Genomic DNA, 17,557 nt, shown 5'->3' with positions numbered 1-17,557 from the left:
GCTCCGGTGTCGCTTCTACGCGAGCGTCAAGCGTCACGGTATGCAAGCCATTTGGGGGCTCGAAGGTTGTCCCAAAGGCGGCGAACGTTGATTGTTCCATCGCGAAGCGCGGCTTGGGATCGCAACAACGCGTGGCACGACCTTCGCAACGAACGGGTAAGATCGTGGTGCAATCGCGTGGAGACGTTGAGCGCTGCGACGAGCGGATGGTTCAGGTGCTTCAGACCCAAGGCGGGTGCCCAAGCGTGCTAGAACTGGAAGAAGGGCAACCCGAGGAACTGCCTCTGACCGTCGAAAGCGAAGTCGTTTCCTGCGCCAACCGTACCCGTCAATGGACCGCCCCCGTCGCTTCGCTGCAAGTTTTTCCCAATAGAACGTCTGCTTCACCCCGGGAAGAGCCGTTGATGCCGTGTTGTGTCAAACGTCCGCTCAGGGTCGACAGCCGTCCTCGGTAACCTCGATGAGCCCCAAAAAAAAAAGCCCGGCATAACGCCGGGCTTCTCTATAGACAACCAAACCAGCACTATCAGGCAGGTGACACCTCGATCGCGCGGGAAAGCATCGTCGTCACCGCACCCGCCAACGTCCACTCGCCGAACTGCTGCTCGTGGCTCGCATGCACCAGCCGGTCAAGACATAACACCTCCACACCGTCTGCTTCGACCGTACCGAGAATGTTTGCCTGAAGCGCGCGGTTTGACCCCTCGCGCTTCACAGTAACGACCCCTTCGCCGACCAGCACTGACACCTTTGCTTCCTTCATGCTGCCTCCTTCAACAGTTTGCGCATGTCGCCGCTCTCGCGATCGGCAATCAATGCAAGGTGATGTACAAAACGGTCCAGCAGCAAATCCATGTGCAGGAACGTTTCGTCTTCGAGCTCGGGCGTCACCCAGTCCAGGCCAGCCTGCGTTGCATCGCGCTTGTGTGCGACCATCTGATCCTGATACTCGTCGATGCTGCCCGGCAGATGGAAATACACCACCTTCAACGTCCCCTTCCGGTTCCACCGCAGCGCGCGCCGCATCGCCTGATACTCAATGCGCCACGTCCACGACCGGTCCTAGAACAGGATGTAGTCGGCGTTCGGCAGGTTGTAGCCTGCACGCCCCGAAGCCTTCGTTGCGAGAAGTCCGGTCGCCAGCCCCGTCAGAAACCGATTATCCTTGTCGGACACGCGGCGCTTGATCGGTATCTCGCCATGGAACGGCACCGACTGCACGCCGTGCGATTCGAGTTCCCGCGCAAGAAGATCGAGCACGCCCGGGTTTTCCGCGAACACGATCGCCTGCTTTCCTTCAGCAGCGATTTCCCGCATGCGTGCGATCACCACGCGCTGCTTGCTCGTCAGGCCACCAATGCGATCGACACCTTCCATCCCGTACTGCGGAAAGTTGGCGGCGAAATGCACTGCGCGAATACGCGCGAGGATCGTGATGAGGTTGCATGCCTTGCTGTCATCCCGTGATGAGCGATACCAGTCTGCGAACTCGTCGGCCGCGCGCAGGTAGGTAGCCAGATGGCCACGGTCCCAGTCCACGGTCTCGATTTCGAACTCTGGCGGCTCGATCTGGATGTACTTCGCGACTTCCGGCTCTGCCACCAGCCGCCGCTTGATATGCGGCGCAAGCATCGCGCGATAGCCGTGCAGGTTTCCGATCTTTGGCACTTCGCGTTTGGCCCCTTCCTGCAGGCTTTCAGCGAACTGCCACGTGACCCATTCCAGCACCACAAAGTCATCCCGGAACCGGTCGACGCCGCGCATTGCATACTCGACGGTGTTGATCCAGTTTTCCTCCAGATAGCCGAGCCGGTAGCCGTAAGGCTGCGCCGCCGTTCCGTCTCCACCCGAAAACGCGAGCAGCCCGAAGGCGTCACGCGGATAGTTCGGAATCGGAGAACCTGTCAGCAAGTGCGCTGGTGTTGGCCCCGTATCTGCCCCACGTAGTGCAGGGGAAAGGCTTCAGATGGGGCGACTCCAGATGCACCGAAAACGGCGGATTGATGATCGCGATGTCGAAGTTCGTGGGCCGGATGTCCTCCATACCCGCGTGCCTGAACTCACAATCGAAACCCGCCTCTTCAAACACTTTCTGGCATTGCGTGATGACGTCCGCGTGCACGTCGACGCCATACACCGCATACCGCTCAGGGTCGGCGTACTGAAACAGCCGACCCGAGCCAACCGAGTTATCGAGCAGGCGGATGCGCCGATTCACGCGCCAGCCACTGATGAAGCTCCACATAAAGGCGGCGATCGCGTCGGGCGTGAAAAACTGCCCGAGGTGCTGACGGCGCGCCGCGGCCAGCTCGCCCTGGTGAGCGACCGGTGCAGCCTGTGAGCCGAGGCTGATGAGCGAGCGCAGCGGCTCGTACCAGTCGGGCTCAAAAAAAAAAACAGATCTCTCTGCATGATTGGCATCCATAAAAAGAAAAAGGCCCGCGTCAAAGCGGGCCGAAGAAAGAACGCCGGGGTACTGCGCGGCGGGATGAGAACTACAGCTGATAGAACCTGCGCACAGCTCGCCGGCGTGCGGCGAACGGCTGGCCGCCCGTCACGTGCAACGGTGCCCGCAGCACAAGGTGACGCAACGCCGCGGCGCGAAACATCGGTGAATAGCATTCACGCGCACGCACGATGGTGATGAGATGTTCGAGAGGCTCGACGTAGGTCCGGGCGACGTAGCGCGAGAACAGATAGATGCGTTGACGAGACATACCGTCCCCCGGGATCAGTAACGGTCACGGGAGACGAGGTAGTCGGCGCCAAACTCGCTGATGAACAGCGAGAGCGCGTCTCCGACCTCATGCGAGAACTTGAACTGCCATTTCTCGTTGTACATCACGATATCCAGACCACGGAAGCTGACCTTCTCGCGAGTGTCGAATTCGTAGTCGGGCAGCCGGGCGTGCTTGAGGCCTATTGAAAGAAAGTCAAAGCCAGCATGCGCCGCGAACGCACTCAGGCCTCGCGTCAGACTTGCCACGTTTTGACTCGACTGGTAGGTCGGCTTGCGGGCGCTGGAGCGGAAAGAGGTCTCGCTCCAGATGCGAGCGTCGAGCACGATCGCGCTGGACGTCCGCTTGATCTCGGAGTTCGGGCGAATGTAGAACCCGTCGATGATCAGCTTTGCGGCCTGGATCAGTCCGATCCGCTTGCCGGCGTCACCGCTGTAAGTGCGTTCGAGATGAGTCCAGAAGGCGTCGAAGTCAGGACACTTGCCAGCTCGCAGCGCGCCGGAAATGTCCATTGACGCATTGTCGAGTTCCTTGCGGTCATCGATCTCCAGCCGCCCCCCCCCCGGGCGAGAACCGTCGAACAGCTTCTCGCACGAGCACATGGGCGAGCCGATTGCAGAAATCGCTCAGTTCCCGCTCCGTCTTGTAGTCGGATCGGGATTCTGCAGCGCGGTAGCAATACTGACCGTCGCCCGGAAAGAGCGCTGTCTCTGCTGCACTGACCTCCAGATAGGCAGCCGCCGCTTTGGCCTGTGCGTCCTTGAACTGCTGAACAAGTGCTGTGTACATGGTGCTTCCCTTTCAAGAACGACGGGAGAGCACGCCCGGACGGGAGTGTTCCCGTCTGGGTAAACGAAGAATGACCCGCGAGTCGCGGGCATTCGATCGATGCGTCAGTGACGCGGTTGATGAGTCGATGGTAGCTGCAATGGCGCTACGTTCAAGCCGGAATGACCGTGGAATGCATACGGCTTTCGGACAAGAGCCGCACGTCGTTCGCGCAAAGATATCCACAGTTTCTCTGGATAAACCTGTGGATTTCCCATGGCGTGTGCGGCCCCTGAAGGCGGTCGCGCGTCTGTCCAATCCGCAGGCATGCGCAACCGGACGTTAGCCCCGTCGTCAGCCGGCTGACGGCCTTAATCCGGAAAGCTCGACCAAACCATACAGCTTTCGCCGGAATTGACCGTCCAGCTGATTCCGAAAGCCGCCCTGAACGCGTTTGCTTTTGCGCCTGTTGGCTGTGACGTGAGGTCTGACAATAGTTCCTATGCGCGAAAGCACGCACCGCTGAGGCGTCCAGTTGCAGGTGCGAACTCGCTTCGGGCGCCCTGTCACCAGCGCCCTCTCGGCCAACAACATGATCGAATTCGCTTTCGTCCCGGCTGTCGCATGCCTGTTTTTCCTCGCGCTCTACCGCGTCCTGCAGACGGTCTCCATTGCCCGTCACTGGGCCTCGTGGGTTCCGGCTGCCTGCATCGCAGGCGGCATCCTGGCGCTCGCGATCGCCGCGGCCGTCGCCGCACTTGTTGGCGAAATCCGCACGATGCGCATGCGGCGTGAACAGGCGGTCATGGAGCAACGCTTCCCCGGCTGTCACGTCGTGCGGCTGTCCAACGGCAACTGGTTCCTGACCGACCGCGCGACAGGCCGCGAATACCATCCCGCAGCCGGCATGTCTCAGGCCTCGTGGCCCCGTTCCCTTCATGGACAACCATGAGTGCGAAGCCCATTGCCCAGTGATCAACATGGCCGCCACGACCCGGCCATTTTCTATGGTGGACAGCCATGCAAAATGTGTCTTTCGATGGTGGTACGTTCCCACTTGCGGACGTTCAGGAAAACCCGGCGCGCTATGTAAAACGCCTTGAGCGCGCGAAGATCTCCCCCGGGCATGCGGTCTGCCTCTGTGCAAACCATCCATTGCAGCTCGTGATCCGGCGCTACGGCACGCTTCTTCACCTGGCGGGCTGGCCGGATGACGGCCATCGGCACGCAACCGGATGCGCGTTCCACAAGGATCCGAGCACCGCGAAGCCCGCCGGCCGTAGCGACAGCAAGGCAGCGATTATCGCGACGCCCGCCGGCCTGAACGTGCGACTCAACGCATCGCTTACTGTGCGCGAAGTAACGTCTGGTTCGCGCGGCACGCCGGCTCAATAATCCGGTCGCACCAGCCGACGTTCGGCGACCCTGCTCGCCTTCCTCCAAACAGTCTGGTGTGAGGCAGGCCTGAACCAGTGGTCAGGGCGAAAGCCTGCTCGACACTGGGGCGAATGCAACGCGCAACTGCTTGCCAAGGTGGGAACTGCAACCATCAACGGGGCCGATGCACAGAACGTCCTTCACATCATGCGGCGCTACGACGAAGCCGACCGGACCGCCATCAACGCAGAGTTTGATGCATTCCTCGCGCGACTCGGCACCGACGGCAAAAGCACGCGGCGGGGCCTTGTAATCGGAGAAGTGAACGAACTCGCGGACACCCAGTACGGCCACTCAATCAGCCTGAGGCAGAGCGCGCGCAGGTATTACGCAACCTCGAGCCTGATCGAACACGCCTCGCGTACCTGGTCGCACGCGTGGCGAGCTATCGGCGACCGGTCCGCGCGGGTCGTCGGTCTTCTGCTCGTTGAACGCACGCCGAAAGCTCACCTCAAGCTCGCCGATCTCGCTGCGATGCTCTGCTCATCCGCGTTCATACCGTGCGATTCAATTCACGAAGTGGCGATGGCCAACAGGCTTGTCACTGAGAGACGCGACTTTGTGAAACCCATTCGACTGTCCGCAGACGACGACATGCTGCCCGACTTCGTGTTGCGCGACACCAGCACGCAGACGCATATCGAGGTCTACGGGAGGAACGGCCCTGAGTCGTACGAAGCGCGCAAGGAGAAGAAACGGGCGCTCAGGCTCGCGCGCGGCATTCCAGCGGTCGAATGGGACGTCGATCGCGATCCGCTCTCGCGCGTGCGCATTCCGCCGCCGGCCGCCGCGCGAGACTTGACTTCGCAGCAGTCGCGCTAACCTGGACGTACGTGGCTGCCGGGGCGCCCCGCGCCCGGCACGCAGATCAACCACACAAACAGGAAACCCGGCATGAAGATGAAAGCACTGGTTGCGTCAACGTTGATGGTGACAGCGGTTCGATGTCTTGCCGGTGATGTGCCTGATCCAGTCTTGACGCCAGGCGCCATTAACCCGGACCTCACGCAGCGCAACATCCGCAGCACTGTCTGTTCGAGGGGGTGGACAAAGACGGTTCGCCCGCCAGCGTTCTATACGAACCAGCTAAAGAAAATTCAGATCAGGCAGTACGGATACGCGGACACGAGCCCTCGCGACTACGAGGAAGACCACCTGATCCCGCTGAGCCTTGGTGGCCATCCCACTGATCCCCGCAACCTGTGGCCGGAACCTCGCAAATCCGTATGGGACGCCGATCGCAAGGACGAGCTGGAATTCGCCCTCTATATGGGGGTGTGCCACGGCGATGTAAGTCTCGAAGAAGCGCGTCGCGCCTTTGCGACGAACTGGATCGACGCATACAAGCGGTACGACTCCTTGCTTGGCCGGTATCGCTATGGCGCTGCGGACTGAAGAGGCGCGCTGGGATCACGGCTTCGACTTCCGTTCCTCCTACTGAAAACTCTGGACTTCCAGCCGCTCTATCCACCGAACAGGAGTGCACGTGCTACAGATATCCGAGGTAATCCAGGACATCCTGAACCTGACGCGCTATGCGGCGTCGCCGTTCGTTCTCACCGGTCGCCGAGATTCTGTGCGCCAGTGGCTGATCGTGCTGCAGGAACGCCTGGGCGCCATCCGGCTCCGGGTCGACAACGCGCTCGCGTCATTCGAGGAACAGAGGGATGGTGACGGCAACGACTGGACAGATGATGAGCGCCTGCTCAGCAACGAATGGGTGCAGCTCAACTTTCCCAACGAGCCAGAAACAATCAGGGCGGCGCTTCGCAAGGCGTGGGTCGACGGACAACGACTGCGCGCCCGGTAGCAGACCGGCTCGCCATCACGAACGGGGAAGCTTGACTTCGCGCTGCGAAGGGCAAGATGGAACTGCACGCCCGGTCTCCGATCGGGCTATCCAACTACCGGAGTCATCCATGCTTGGGAAAACCTTTTTTCTTGAACGCGCGATCTCGCGCTCGCTCGACTGGCTCGGGCGATACCCCGCCCTGGCCTGCGCCTGCCACGATCCCGCATCCCTCTCGTCGGGCCGCCACATAGTCGTCGCTGCTGCGAGCTCGACTGGTGTGCGCTGTGTGTTCTTCAGCAGCATCGGATCCGTTCTCGACTTCAGCGCGACGTGGACGGAGCTCGAGCGCGCAAAGACCTGGTGGTACTTTGTCCAGCGCTGGTACTTCTGGGCGGTGCCCGACGCGAATACACGCGCCGCGATCAGTTCGACAGGCACGCAGATGGACCATCTGATCGTCCCGGCAGCCGCGCCGCGCGATCTCGGCGATGATGTCTTCCTGCCGTGGCTCGACGCCATCGAAAAGAGCGCCCGCCGGTGCGGAACGCTCGCGTTACTGTCCCACGATACCGAATGTGTCTGAGCGGGAGACGACATGAGCCAGAACAGCAGGATCGAATGGACCGACCATTCGTTCAATTCCTGGGAAGGCTGCCAGAAGGTCGGCCCGGGTTGCGACCACTGCTACGCAGAGACGCGCAACGCGCGCTTTGCCGGCGGCACGCCGATTAACTGGGGCCCGGGCGCGCCACGCCGCCGCACCTCCGCCGCGAACTGGCGCAAGCCGCTGCAGTGGAATGCGCGGCATGATGAGTTCTTCGCGCAGCACGGTCGCCGGCAGCGCGTGTTCTGCGCCTCGCTCGCCGACGTGTTCGACAACGAGGTTGATCCGCTATGGCGCCACGATCTGTTCGAGCTGATCGAGCGCACGCCGAACCTGAACTGGCTGTTGCTTACGAAGCGCATCGGCAATGTGTCCGACATGGTCGCTCGCGCGCGATCGCGCGATTGGCTTGCGGGCCGTGACAACGTCTGGCTCGGCGCAACGATCGTCAATCAGGCGGAAGCCGACCGTGACATCCCCAAGCTGCTTGCGGTGCCCGCCCATGTCCGCTTCCTCTCGATGGAGCCTCTTCTGGGCCCCGTGAGCTTCGAAGGCATGTTCGCGAGCAGTGACTGGCGGGATCACACCAACGCCCTCGAGGCGCTGGACTGGGTGATTGGTGGTGGCGAAAGCGGACGTGGCGCCCGGCCGATGCATCTCGATTGGGCACGCTCGCTGCGCGATCAGTGCGCTGCCGCGGAGGTCCCGTTCTTCTTCAAGCAATGGGGCGAATGGGCTCACGGCTCGAGGCCCTCGGAACAGCCGGTGGGCCGGATCGGCAAAAAGGCCGCCGGTCGCGAACTCGACGGCCGGGTGCACGATGCTTTCCCTGAACCAATTCTTCATACCTGAAGCGGCGCCTTACCGTTTGTAAATCGGCTTTTCGCGCGACCCATGACCAACGATAATGCCTGGAAACATCTCCAGCCAATGGCGCGAAGATCCGGACAATGTACGAACAACTTTATCCCTGCGACCACTGCGGCGGCCGCGGCACCCTTGGGTTTTCGCAACGGGTTGTCGCGGAAACCAGTGCCTCTTCCTTTGACTATGGAAAATACGGCCGTCACGCCGGCCCGCCCGTCATCGGCGATGTGATGCCCCGCCCCGCGTTTGCTCCACAAACTGAAAAATTGGTCTGCATCTACTGCAATGACTGCGGCATGTCGACCCCGTGGTTGCCGGTGGGCAAGGACGAGAAGGCCGCGATGACCCGGTGCGGCCATATCTGGAATCGCCGGTTGACCCGCCCGAGGATCAACGAGGGTGATCTTCGCGACCTGATCGAGAAAGAGCTTGGCGCCTGTGATTCGCAGATGGTGATTAACATGCTCGCCGCCAATGACGAAGACTGGGAAACGCGTGGTCCCCTGTTCGCGATGCTCGCCCGGAGGCTCGTCGACGCCACGGTCTCAACGATCGACAGCTGGCCGATCGACCCTGTGCTGAAGGACGCTGCGCGCTACCGGAAGCTGGTGCAACTGGCGAAGTGGGTCGATATTGACGGAGAACGATACGTGCAGTTTCCGAAGATCCCTTCGCCCAGCGAGCATGACCAGTGTCTGTTTGAGGACCGCATCGCACTGGCTGTCGACGCAATGCCGGACCGCGATCGCTGGTAGCCGGGGGGGGGAAACCGGCTCGGGAGCCGGTTGTCAAAGTGCTCTGGCGCTTTCGGAAGGCCGCGGCCAGAAGCCGAGAGAAATTCCATTGTGCGTCACGCGCAGCACTCAGGAGCAGGCGTATGACAGCTCTATTTCCGTTTCATTGCCCGACTGCACCGGCTCAATCACGCCTGCTCCCGCCCCCAAGTATGCGATAGAGCGCCTGACGCGATATACCAAGAGCCGCGGCCGCGTGGCTCTTGTTGCCGTCGGCACTCATGAGCGCCTCGCGCACTTCCTCCACCGTGGGCAACTTCTTCTGTAGCCGCTCCTGTCTCGCGAACGTCGACAGGTACGCGTTCGCCTTAGTCACACGGCTGTGGCCGGCCGCCTGAACGACTCGGCGCATCGCCTGCTGATGCAACTGCGGATCGGGGCGCTCACCCGCCCGTTTGATCGGCGCCGGCGTTCCTGCTGTCCGCTCATAGAGTGATTGCAGGTAGGCGTGGCGCAAGCCGTGGCTCGTGATCCCCAGACCCGCCTTCGTCACCCCGTGCTTTTCCAGCACGTAGTAATACCAGTCACGCCATTGCTTGAGCGTCCGGTCAGCGGGCACGGTCGAGCCCGTGACTCCGTTGCTGAGACGCGCCGCTTCTTCAAGAATCGCCATCTTCGACTCGATCGGCACCTCGCGCGGCAGACCGCCCTTCGTGCCGCGTACGACCGCAAGCATCTGTGGATTGCGCACGGCCTCAACCGGCCGCAACATGAAACTCTCCTCGACGCGCACACCGAACGCCGCCTGCAGTTTCAGTTGCACCGCCGTATAGGGGCACGTCCTGGCAATCTCCTCGATCTTCGCTGCTGCATCAATGCCGTGCGCCTCCCATGACTTGTCCTCTGTGGCGACATAGCTGCGCACAAGACCATGCTCGCGCCGGTCAACATAGTCCGCCAGCGTTCGCACCAGTTTCGGCTTGCCCATCCATTGCGCGATCGCCCGCAGGTACGTCAGCTTGTTCTCGATCGTCCCGCCGCTCTGGCCATCCGCGACCCAGTACGTGACGAGAAATTCGACGTGCTTGTGCTTCAGAGACCACGGCGTCTGCAACGTATAGCCGTGATTGCGCAACTCCCTGAATGACTTGCACAGCGCGCTCGCCCGCCGTTCCTGCGTCTTCACCGACAGAGCTTTGTGACTGATTCGGGTGGTGCTGTGGATTTGCGTGACGTGAGTATCGAGGAGAGCGAGCAGCGCATCCCTGAACTCGGGAGCGAATCTGTATTTTTTCACCACTGCGCGCACGTTGAGAATGGCGGCCATCATGACGCTCCGCGCGGCGACCCCGCCGCAGTATCGTTGCCCCGCGCCCGCTGGTTCGCAGCACCCCTACCTGATGCCGTGACCCGAACCAGCGGGCTGTCCTTTCTTCGCCGCCTGTGCGGCTTCGCCGTTTCCCCGGCGTCGGGGTCCTGCCTTCCGTTCCTTTAGCGATTCCATCCGATCAGCCAGATGCATGGGAAGAGCATGCCGTCCGACTGTCCAACCTGCTGCCTGCCGGCGTGCATTGCGCTTCGCGCGAAACGCCACCGACGTATTCGCGAGGCATCCCTGCCGTCGCGCTGCGCGGGTCATCCCGCCTGATGCAGCTTCGTGGCTACCCTGCCAGCGTGACGCTTCGCGCGTCGGGTTCGTTCGCCGCTTCGCGGTGACGCCCCCTCGCTACGGGCCGGGCAATACCTGATACGCGTTTGTGTACGGCCGCGCGCGCCGTGTCCTCTTCCGTCAGGGAATCGCGGTGCTCCGGTCTGTGCCGCCCCGCAAGACTTCCCCCGCCCCCAAGTCGCTCATCTCCACCGCGGTGTATCGGGCTTCGTGAGCGCACCCAGCCATCGCTGTAAGGGCGTGTGAAGACGCCGATGAGCATGCGAAAAGTGTCCGGTGTCCGGTCTCTCCACATGTCCTCATTGCGTCACATCGCGGCAAACCGCCGCCAATCGTATGGATATCGCACTGTCCGGTGGTCCTCATGGTGGACCACTGTGGACTTGATCTGATTCAGAAAAAGGCCGCTTCATTGTGCGGCCCGGTCAGTTACTGTGTTTTGGCCCATTGCGGGCCCGAAGGTATGGACGTGCGAGTGCCTTGCACTCTGTTTCGATGCGTCATCGACGCGGTAGGTGAGCCAAGCATAGCGACGATATGAGCGCCTGCGTCGCCCGAAAGCTGCGCAGAACCCGCTGGCTTTGCTGACTTGACTTTGACGGGCGCTCGATAGACTGAAACCAGGCAGAACTGACAGAAAAGTGTCAGTTTGACCAGCAAACCCCGTCGAGCCATCCAAACTGACACTTGTCTGTCAGATATCGGATAGTTCGTCGGCCCCCAAGTCGATGCGGCAACTCAAACTGATACTTATCTGTCAGTTTTCTGTCACTTTGGCCCGGACCACTCATATCGAATGGAGTCACCTTGAAAACTTCCGTCTTCGCAGTCGACGTCGGCTATGGCAACACCAAGTACGCTCACCGCGCGGCCAGCGGCAGCATCGCGACGGGGATGTTCCCCTCCCTCGCGCCGCTCGCTGCAAGCCGCGCGCTGTCCGGCTACGGCGACAGCGTGCTCGCGTCGCGCAAGGTCGTGACCATTGTTATCGACCAGATCGAGTATGAGGTCGGCCCCGACGTGTCCCTGACTGCCGCTTACGGCAATACCGGCCGCGCCCTGTCGAATGATTTCGTTTTTTCCGACAACTACGCGGCCCTGCTCGCCGGCGCTGTTCACTTCGCAGGCGTGACACATATCGAACGCCTGGTGCTCGGCCTGCCGGTCCACAACATGAAGAAATATTCAAGCGCCTTGCGTGACCGCTTCACAGGCACATTTGATTTCGGCGCAGGACGGGTTACCGTCGACAAGGTCGTGGTCATCCCCCAGCCGCTGGGCTCGCTCGTCGCTGCGTCGGCCAACCGCCAGAGCGAGTTCGGTCGGGACAGCGCACATCTCGTCATCGACGTTGGCTATTTCACGACCGACTGGGTCTATGCAAATGGCTTCACGATGGACGACAAGCGAAGCGACGGTATTCCGGGCGGCGCATCGCAGATTTATCAGCGCATCGCGGCACTCATTTCCCGCGACCAGGACGAACAGGTCGAGGACATCGAACGCATTGACAAGGCGTTGCGCGAGCGCAAGCCATTCTTTTTCTATGGCAACGACATCGACCTTGACCCATACCTGGAACAGTCACAACCGGTCATCGCCGGTATCGTGAAGGAAATGCAGAACAACGTCGGGCAACTGACGAATGCGCGATCGATCATCCTGTCGGGGGGCGCCGGTCCCCTGTATGTGCCCGCCATCCGGAAGGCATTCCCGCGCGTCATGCTGGAAGTCATCGAGTCGCCCTGCATGGCGAACGTAAAGGGCTTTCTGATCGTCGGCGAAGCTGGCCTCACGCGCGAGCGCGCTGCTGCAAAAGCATGAGCGAGAAGTTCGACATGAAGCTGGTCATCGACGCGGTGACCACGCCGCTTCTGCATGCACGACTGAGCCGGACATCGTCATACAGGGAGCGTGCCGCCCTACTTCGTTCTCTTGCGGAGGCTGCCCTACGCGGGCAAGGATTGGCAGGCATGGAAGCAGCGCCTTCCTTTGCTGGCGCTGTCACCGTTACCACGGAGGCGCGGCCCGCGGCCGCGCGCCTGCGTCAACCGGAAAAGGCACCAAACGTTGTGCCAGAAGCCACGGTCGACACGCAACAGAGTCAGGTTCAATCCAACGATGGCGGCCCTGTGCGCAGTTACGACATCAATGAAATAGCCGATGCGTTCAGCTCGTTCATCTGAGCGTGGCGACTTGAGTTTGGCGTGGTGGTGCGAAGATGGGTCATCGCATCGGTGTTCATGGCGCGACGCGCCTTGCACCGGTGCAACACCAACTGGAGGTTGTATGCTCGAACTGATCGAAATCGTACGGGGCGGCCTGCCGCTCAACGAACTGCGCACGTGGCTCTTTATCGCAACGCTGGTTGCTTCTGGTATCGCGGGCTGGAACAGCCTGGATCTCGTGCAGCACCTGTTGAAGTAGTTCTCGGAGGAGTGAGCTATGGATCGACTGTCGGTCTGCTACACGAATTTCATGGCGCTGCCGTTCTTCTTGCGGCGCGTAGTCATCTTCATCGCCAGCGTCGCACTATGGGTCTTCGGCGCATGGCTCGCCCACATGCACGTCAACATGGACCTGTGCGTCGTGGTGCTGCTCACTGGTGCGGGCGGAGCGGTGTGGGCGAGCGAGGTGTGGAGGCTGTGGAAAGTCTTCGCCATCGTTACGGTGGTATGCCTGGCGATCTTGAAATCCTGAATGACCACAGGCTACAGACAAAAAAAAAGCGGCTCCCTTTTGGGAGCCGCTGTTGTTTCAGGGGTTATCAATGCGGCCGGCTGGCTGCAACGATAGCAAGACGGCGTGTGCAAAAGTCCCACGCATCGGTAAACGTCTGATCGCGGCTGGCGTATTTCGTATTGCCTGCGGCCTTGCGGTCTATTACGTCAAAGGCGACAGCATCCGACTTGCCTACCGGCTGACGGCCACCTTCCGCACCGTTGGTCGCAACGATCGCAAAACCACCCACGAGAACCTTGAACGGGCGCATTTTCTTCTCCAGAAAAATAGCCCGACGTGACATTCCCCGGTGGGGAATATCCCCACCGGGCAAGGTAAAAGATTGCGGCTGACGCCGCGTTAAAAACTGCTGTGATGCTTCAGACGGCAGCGGCAAGCCGGGCAGCTTCCCCGATGCCGCGACGCGCCTCCAGCGACGGCACCCTGTTCGCGCACCATGCAAGCCACTCATCAGCGAAGTCGGTTCCGCGCACGCGCGGCCGGTGAACGATGGCGGTGAACCCTTCGGCCCTCAGGCGCTTCGCCAGTTTGACGCCACCCGCTACACCGACCGACTTGCCGGTCTTTGGACCGACCGCATCGTAGTCAACGAAGATGTGCACGACGCGAATGCCCAGACCTTCGGGCACCACGAACTGGCGCAGCAGCACGACGTTCAGGCAATACCACATCGGCACATCGAACAGCATGTGAGCGGCACAGGCCGTCTCGAGACCCTCCGCGACACCGATTTCGCCATTGACTGGCTCCATCAGACGCACGGCTCCCCCGCCAAGCTGATTCAGTGTCATGTCGTTGAGCTTCGCGTCGAGGATCTCGCCGTCGGACGAAACGATCCGCGCCTTTGACGGTGCCGATCGTTCAAGGAATGTCCGGTGCAGCGTACCGAGGCGTCCATCGGGCAATTCGAAGCGCGCGAGAATGCCTGGCCAGCTGCCGATTACCTTCTTCTCGTGCCGGTACTCCAGCATGCCGAGCCGCAGCGCCGGCGACGGTGCAACGCGCAAGCCGGGCACGCGAGCGCCCAGATAACGCATCACCAGGTCACCTGCGGCCAAGGGTTTCGCGGCATCCCACATTGAGGTGAGACGCCTCGCAATGAACTGCGGGCTTGCCTTGCGCTTCGGCCTGGGTACTTCGGCAACGCCGGGAAGCCGGGTCGCCCGCGGCGCGGGACCGCCGTCAATCTCACGCATCAGCCGGTACAGTCCGATCCGGTTGAGGCGTGTGATCAACTGAAGGCCGTCGCCCGCCATCACATCACCGTTGTCGCAATGACGGCATACCCAGTCGCCCCGCCCACGTTTGTTGTCATAGGTGAAGCGGTCGGTTCCGCCACATACAGGGCATGCGCATGCGTTGCCGGTGAGACGGTCCGCAGGCACGCCATAGCTCACAAGGAGCGAGATCCATTGCTCGGCAGAAAGCTGGAATCCGGCGAGCTTTCGCTGAAGCCACTCGTACTGCTCGGGCGACAGCCCTCTTCCTCTTACAGTCATAGATCACTCTCCTTTGCGTTGAGTGGGTTAGGTCGGTGCCTGAGACAGGCGCAAGAACGCGTGCTCAAAAAAGCGGTCCGCGCGCGACGGGGCGGCTTTTTTCAGCAGACGTGATAGCTGGATGGACAAAGAAGACAGGCGTGAACGGCCTGGGCAGAAGGTCCGTCGCACGACACGCCCGCATGCGTGCCGTAGCGATGGTGAGGTGTTACGGGAGAAGAATCAGATAACGGTGAGCCTTTGCGGGATCAGATCAACGACCAGGCCGCGCGTGGATAGGCCGGCCCGAAGGGAATGTCGTCATCCATGTCGTCGAAGCCACCACCACGCGGAGCGCCACCGCCGCCATGAGACGGCTGCGGAGGTTGCGCACGTGTGCCGACGTTCCCCGGCGCATGCGAATCGCTGGAACGCGAGACCGACGCGGGTCGGCTGGAGCGCGAATTGCCACGCTCTTCGAAGTCACCGCCATCGTCCCTGCTGCGGCCGCCGAGCATCTGCATCTGCTCGGCAACGATTTCCGTGGAGTAGCGGTCAGTGCCATCCTGCGCCTGCCACTTGCGGGTGCGGATGCGCGCTTCCAGGTACACCGACGAGGCCTTCTTCAGATATTCTGAAACGATTTCCGCCAGTCGGCCGAAGAAGACGATCCGGTGCCATTCCGTGGCTTCCTTCATTTCGCCGGACGCCTTGTCCTTGTAACGATCGGTCGTCGCAAGACGGATGTTCGCCACTGCGTCGCCGCTTGGAAGGTATCGGACTTCAGGGTCTGCGCCCAGGTTGCCGACGAGAATCACCTTGTTGACAGATGCCATTCTGATTTCCTTTATTTAGTAATGGACCACAGCCACTTGTCCCACATGAGCTGTTTGCCTTCGACCATGATCGGACTGCCGTCGCCGCGGATTGCGGGAACCTTGACTTTGCGCAGGCGCCGCACGGAAACGACATCACCAACGACACAACGACATTCGGCGATGGCTTCCTTCAGGCCTTCACCCTGCAGCGTCCGCTCGCCGGCGCTCGTATCGATATGCATCGCGAAGGATTTGTAAAAGCGCCCCGGTTTGTTGCGGTCCGGAAAACTTTCTTCGCCCCATGATGCGATGCGACCGGTCACCATCGAGGCGTCCGCCGCTTGCGGACGACGCCGGCGCACGTGGCCCGAAGCAGCCGTTTCGACAGGTTCTTCGTGCCCAACCCGATGCGTTTGCGAGCGTTCGCCCGGCGCTTCCTGAGTCGGCTCAACAGCAGCTTTCGGCACAGGGCTGTTTCCCTGACGGATTGCAGCGGCGATCGCTACCTTCAACCCGCAGCGATGGACGCTCACCTGTGCCCAGTGTGGCGCAAGATCGGGGACGATCTTCACCCCGAACTCGGTTTCCTCGGTGTGGTCATCGAACGCGGGGACGAACTCAACGATGTGATCGCCTTCGTCGACGAACAGATGCGGCGTGTCGCCGATCGTCACGAGCGTTTCGTTTGGCGCGCCCTGCCCTACTTCATGCTGTGCACCGACGCGACTGTTCGCGCGAGGCGCAGGCGTGTGGTCAGGTGCGGGCCATGCGCTGGGCCCGGATGATGGTGAGGGGGATGGTGTGGACGATGGTGTGAACGAACGCGCGGCGGATTTGCCGGGGAACAGGTCCGCAAGTACGCGAGTGAACAATGATGCAGCGTTTGTCATCTCGCCTCCTACAGCAAAGTGCCGAAGCACATGCGTTGCAGCTCGCGCAGGTCGCGGGCCAGAAGAGGCGTGCTCATGATGACGTCCTGCAGTGCCTCGGGATCAATACCGTTGACCTTGCACACGTAGACGTAAGGCAGCGCGCCATCCCAGTAGCCCATGATCCAGCCAAGCGTGGCGCGGTAGTCGTCGACATCCAGCTTCCGGTTACGCAATCGCTCGGAGAGCAGATCCGCGCAGTCCATCAGCGACTCGGGCATGCTGTCGCCGCGCCGGCTGTCGCTCGCGAGCGAGATCAGGGCGTCGATCATCCTGTCGCGAACCGTATCGCTCCAGAACTGCGGATCGGGAAGTGGCTCGGGTCGGGGGGTAGTGACGAGAACCGGCGATGACTCGCCGAAGATGTCCAGCTGCCAGGCAGCCACATGCGTTTCCATGGATTGCTCCGGTGTCGTGCCGGCAATCACATGCCCCGTAGCCGGGAATGGATTCCCGGCAGAGGTTGAAGTGCCGTCACCGAGGGCATCAGCCCAGGGCGACGGTGTAGTTAGAGCACCCGGTTATTGGGTGCCGGTTCTGAACGGAACAACGACAGCCGACTTTGCGTATTGCTTCGTCGGTGCCGGTTGGGCAGCCGCGTCGTTCGCAGCCTCGGTTGCATGTGCAACATCGGCGGTTCGAACCTTCGCGGCGTCAGCAGCTCTGGCGGCAGCAGCGAGCTTTTCGGTCTCGATGCGTGCGGCCTCAGCTTCGGCTTCGGCAGCTTCAATTGCCTTCGCCTTCTTCTTCATCTCGACCTTCACCCAACTGACAGCAAGGAGAATGAGGAATCCAGCGACCACAATCGAGATCGTGGCGAGATAGACGACCAGACAGAGGGCGAGCAGCTTGCCCGGCGTCTTCAGGGCGTCTTTAAACATGACTTTCAGCATTTTTCTCTCAAAAATTTCACGCACAAGGGAATGTCCGGACAAGTCCGGTGGCTTCGATGCTCGATGAGCAAGGAAACTCGGCGCGAGG

At 61.3% G+C, this 17,557-nt stretch carries 22 protein-coding genes and 2 pseudogenes; 11 read left to right on the top strand and 13 right to left on the bottom strand.

Annotated features, from left to right (window positions below; translation table 11 throughout):
• Positions 1-526: 526 nt before the first annotated feature.
• The 6 genes and pseudogenes from BJG93_RS33705 to BJG93_RS33675 form a co-directional block, all read right to left on the bottom strand.
• Positions 527-763, bottom strand: a complete 237-nt coding sequence (locus BJG93_RS33705; RefSeq protein ID WP_027196665.1) for a hypothetical protein — start codon at positions 761-763, stop codon at positions 527-529.
• A pseudogene (locus BJG93_RS36610) lies at positions 760-1,914 on the bottom strand (helicase-related protein); the annotation flags it as partial. The gene BJG93_RS33705 and the pseudogene BJG93_RS36610, both read right to left, overlap by 4 nt.
• Positions 1,874-2,245, bottom strand: coding sequence for a class I SAM-dependent methyltransferase (locus BJG93_RS33690; protein WP_407675377.1), 372 nt, complete (start codon positions 2,243-2,245; stop codon positions 1,874-1,876). The gene BJG93_RS33690 and the pseudogene BJG93_RS36610, both read right to left, overlap by 41 nt.
• A gap of 250 nt (positions 2,246-2,495) precedes the next feature.
• Positions 2,496-2,717 (bottom strand): hypothetical protein, encoded by a 222-nt coding sequence (locus BJG93_RS33685; RefSeq protein ID WP_034478959.1) that lies wholly within the window; start codon positions 2,715-2,717, stop codon positions 2,496-2,498.
• A gap of 14 nt (positions 2,718-2,731) precedes the next feature.
• Positions 2,732-3,250, bottom strand: coding sequence for a hypothetical protein (locus BJG93_RS33680; RefSeq protein WP_231337706.1), 519 nt, complete (start codon positions 3,248-3,250; stop codon positions 2,732-2,734).
• Between the two features lie 25 nt (positions 3,251-3,275).
• Positions 3,276-3,527 carry a hypothetical protein gene (locus BJG93_RS33675; protein ID WP_231337705.1) on the bottom strand — a complete coding sequence of 84 codons (252 nt, stop codon included), beginning with the start codon at positions 3,525-3,527 and terminating at the stop codon, positions 3,276-3,278.
• Positions 3,528-4,098: 571 nt separating this feature from the next.
• Here BJG93_RS33675 and BJG93_RS33670 point away from each other — a divergent pair.
• The 7 genes and pseudogenes from BJG93_RS33670 (at position 4,099) to BJG93_RS33640 (ending at position 8,961) form a co-directional block, all read left to right on the top strand.
• Positions 4,099-4,458, top strand: a complete 360-nt coding sequence (locus BJG93_RS33670; protein ID WP_034478954.1) for a hypothetical protein — start codon at positions 4,099-4,101, stop codon at positions 4,456-4,458.
• Between the two features lie 68 nt (positions 4,459-4,526).
• A pseudogene (locus BJG93_RS33665) lies at positions 4,527-5,765 on the top strand (DUF1173 family protein).
• A 72-nt stretch (positions 5,766-5,837) separates the two neighbouring features.
• Positions 5,838-6,338, top strand: a complete 501-nt coding sequence (locus BJG93_RS33660; protein WP_051374358.1) for a hypothetical protein — start codon at positions 5,838-5,840, stop codon at positions 6,336-6,338.
• A gap of 91 nt (positions 6,339-6,429) precedes the next feature.
• On the top strand, positions 6,430-6,753 hold the full coding sequence (locus BJG93_RS33655; RefSeq protein WP_027196660.1) for a hypothetical protein: 324 nt from the start codon (positions 6,430-6,432) through the stop codon (positions 6,751-6,753).
• A 31-nt stretch (positions 6,754-6,784) separates the two neighbouring features.
• Positions 6,785-7,318, top strand: a complete 534-nt coding sequence (locus BJG93_RS33650) for a hypothetical protein (RefSeq protein WP_231337704.1) — start codon at positions 6,785-6,787, stop codon at positions 7,316-7,318.
• A 12-nt stretch (positions 7,319-7,330) separates the two neighbouring features.
• Positions 7,331-8,191: a phage Gp37/Gp68 family protein gene (locus BJG93_RS33645; RefSeq protein WP_027196658.1), complete on the top strand. Its 861-nt coding sequence runs from the start codon at positions 7,331-7,333 to the stop codon at positions 8,189-8,191.
• A gap of 98 nt (positions 8,192-8,289) precedes the next feature.
• Positions 8,290-8,961, top strand: coding sequence for a Lar family restriction alleviation protein (locus BJG93_RS33640; protein ID WP_027196657.1), 672 nt, complete (start codon positions 8,290-8,292; stop codon positions 8,959-8,961).
• A gap of 163 nt (positions 8,962-9,124) precedes the next feature.
• Here the strand turns inward: BJG93_RS33640 and BJG93_RS33635 are convergent, their stop codons facing one another.
• Positions 9,125-10,267, bottom strand: a complete 1,143-nt coding sequence (locus BJG93_RS33635; protein WP_027196656.1) for a phage integrase N-terminal domain-containing protein — start codon at positions 10,265-10,267, stop codon at positions 9,125-9,127.
• Positions 10,268-11,416: 1,149 nt separating this feature from the next.
• On the opposite strand from BJG93_RS33635, the gene BJG93_RS33630 reads away from it, so the two are divergent.
• The 4 genes from BJG93_RS33630 to BJG93_RS33615 all read left to right on the top strand — a co-directional run bounded on the left by BJG93_RS33630 (position 11,417) and on the right by BJG93_RS33615 (position 13,309).
• The gene (locus tag BJG93_RS33630; protein WP_027196655.1) at positions 11,417-12,433 is read left to right on the top strand and encodes a PRTRC system protein D; all 1,017 of its coding nucleotides are present in this window, start codon (positions 11,417-11,419) and stop codon (positions 12,431-12,433) included.
• Complete coding sequence (locus tag BJG93_RS33625) at positions 12,430-12,795, top strand: hypothetical protein (protein ID WP_051374357.1); 366 nt, start codon at positions 12,430-12,432, stop codon at positions 12,793-12,795. The genes BJG93_RS33630 and BJG93_RS33625 overlap by 4 nt, the downstream gene beginning before the upstream one ends.
• A gap of 103 nt (positions 12,796-12,898) precedes the next feature.
• Positions 12,899-13,036 (top strand): hypothetical protein, encoded by a 138-nt coding sequence (locus BJG93_RS33620; protein ID WP_167544180.1) that lies wholly within the window; start codon positions 12,899-12,901, stop codon positions 13,034-13,036.
• A gap of 18 nt (positions 13,037-13,054) precedes the next feature.
• Positions 13,055-13,309 carry a hypothetical protein gene (locus BJG93_RS33615; RefSeq protein ID WP_027196654.1) on the top strand — a complete coding sequence of 85 codons (255 nt, stop codon included), beginning with the start codon at positions 13,055-13,057 and terminating at the stop codon, positions 13,307-13,309.
• 67 nt (positions 13,310-13,376) lie between these two features.
• On the opposite strand, the gene BJG93_RS33610 is transcribed toward BJG93_RS33615, so the two are convergent.
• From BJG93_RS33610 to BJG93_RS33585, 6 genes are all read right to left on the bottom strand, one after another.
• Positions 13,377-13,727 carry a hypothetical protein gene (locus tag BJG93_RS33610; protein ID WP_231337703.1) on the bottom strand — a complete coding sequence of 117 codons (351 nt, stop codon included), beginning with the start codon at positions 13,725-13,727 and terminating at the stop codon, positions 13,377-13,379.
• Complete coding sequence (locus BJG93_RS33605) at positions 13,711-14,850, bottom strand: primase-helicase zinc-binding domain-containing protein (RefSeq protein WP_027196652.1); 1,140 nt, start codon at positions 14,848-14,850, stop codon at positions 13,711-13,713. Before BJG93_RS33605 ends, BJG93_RS33610 begins: the two co-directional genes overlap by 17 nt.
• A 248-nt stretch (positions 14,851-15,098) precedes the next feature.
• Positions 15,099-15,665, bottom strand: coding sequence for a single-stranded DNA-binding protein (locus BJG93_RS33600; protein WP_027196651.1), 567 nt, complete (start codon positions 15,663-15,665; stop codon positions 15,099-15,101).
• 11 nt (positions 15,666-15,676) lie between these two features.
• Entirely contained in the window at positions 15,677-16,321 is a 645-nt protein-coding gene (locus BJG93_RS33595; RefSeq protein ID WP_231337702.1) for a hypothetical protein, read from the bottom strand.
• A gap of 224 nt (positions 16,322-16,545) precedes the next feature.
• Positions 16,546-16,974, bottom strand: a complete 429-nt coding sequence (locus BJG93_RS33590; RefSeq protein ID WP_027196649.1) for a hypothetical protein — start codon at positions 16,972-16,974, stop codon at positions 16,546-16,548.
• A gap of 123 nt (positions 16,975-17,097) precedes the next feature.
• Positions 17,098-17,469, bottom strand: a complete 372-nt coding sequence (locus tag BJG93_RS33585; protein WP_027196648.1) for a hypothetical protein — start codon at positions 17,467-17,469, stop codon at positions 17,098-17,100.
• Between the last annotated feature and the right edge of the window lie 88 nt (positions 17,470-17,557).

The organism is Paraburkholderia sprentiae WSM5005 (assembly GCF_001865575.2).
GTDB classification, from domain to species: Bacteria; Pseudomonadota; Gammaproteobacteria; order Burkholderiales; family Burkholderiaceae; genus Paraburkholderia; species Paraburkholderia sprentiae.
The sequence above is the reverse complement of the archived record's forward strand: the minus strand, read 5'-3'. Positions and strand labels throughout refer to the sequence as shown.

Excerpts from the sequence above, each read along its gene's own strand:
- BJG93_RS33590 (WP_027196649.1), bottom strand. The coding sequence starts at position 16,974 with ATGGAAACGCATGTGGCTGCCTGGCAGCTGGACATCTTCGGCGAGTCA.
- BJG93_RS33675 (WP_231337705.1), bottom strand. The coding sequence starts at position 3,527 with ATGTACACAGCACTTGTTCAGCAGTTCAAGGACGCACAGGCCAAAGCG.
- BJG93_RS33670 (WP_034478954.1), top strand. The coding sequence starts at position 4,099 with ATGATCGAATTCGCTTTCGTCCCGGCTGTCGCATGCCTGTTTTTCCTC.
- BJG93_RS33615 (WP_027196654.1), top strand. The coding sequence starts at position 13,055 with ATGGATCGACTGTCGGTCTGCTACACGAATTTCATGGCGCTGCCGTTC.
- BJG93_RS33585 (WP_027196648.1), bottom strand. The coding sequence starts at position 17,469 with ATGCTGAAAGTCATGTTTAAAGACGCCCTGAAGACGCCGGGCAAGCTG.
- BJG93_RS33605 (WP_027196652.1), bottom strand. The coding sequence starts at position 14,850 with ATGACTGTAAGAGGAAGAGGGCTGTCGCCCGAGCAGTACGAGTGGCTT.
- BJG93_RS33625 (WP_051374357.1), top strand. The coding sequence starts at position 12,430 with ATGAGCGAGAAGTTCGACATGAAGCTGGTCATCGACGCGGTGACCACG.
- BJG93_RS33690 (WP_407675377.1), bottom strand. The coding sequence starts at position 2,245 with ATGTGGAGCTTCATCAGTGGCTGGCGCGTGAATCGGCGCATCCGCCTG.
- BJG93_RS33645 (WP_027196658.1), top strand. The coding sequence starts at position 7,331 with ATGAGCCAGAACAGCAGGATCGAATGGACCGACCATTCGTTCAATTCC.
- BJG93_RS33635 (WP_027196656.1), bottom strand. The coding sequence starts at position 10,267 with ATGGCCGCCATTCTCAACGTGCGCGCAGTGGTGAAAAAATACAGATTC.
- BJG93_RS33685 (WP_034478959.1), bottom strand. The coding sequence starts at position 2,717 with ATGTCTCGTCAACGCATCTATCTGTTCTCGCGCTACGTCGCCCGGACC.
- BJG93_RS33640 (WP_027196657.1), top strand. The coding sequence starts at position 8,290 with ATGTACGAACAACTTTATCCCTGCGACCACTGCGGCGGCCGCGGCACC.
- BJG93_RS33705 (WP_027196665.1), bottom strand. The coding sequence starts at position 763 with ATGAAGGAAGCAAAGGTGTCAGTGCTGGTCGGCGAAGGGGTCGTTACT.
- BJG93_RS33620 (WP_167544180.1), top strand. The coding sequence starts at position 12,899 with ATGCTCGAACTGATCGAAATCGTACGGGGCGGCCTGCCGCTCAACGAA.
- BJG93_RS33660 (WP_051374358.1), top strand. The coding sequence starts at position 5,838 with ATGAAGATGAAAGCACTGGTTGCGTCAACGTTGATGGTGACAGCGGTT.
- BJG93_RS33680 (WP_231337706.1), bottom strand. The coding sequence starts at position 3,250 with ATGGACATTTCCGGCGCGCTGCGAGCTGGCAAGTGTCCTGACTTCGAC.
- BJG93_RS33600 (WP_027196651.1), bottom strand. The coding sequence starts at position 15,665 with ATGGCATCTGTCAACAAGGTGATTCTCGTCGGCAACCTGGGCGCAGAC.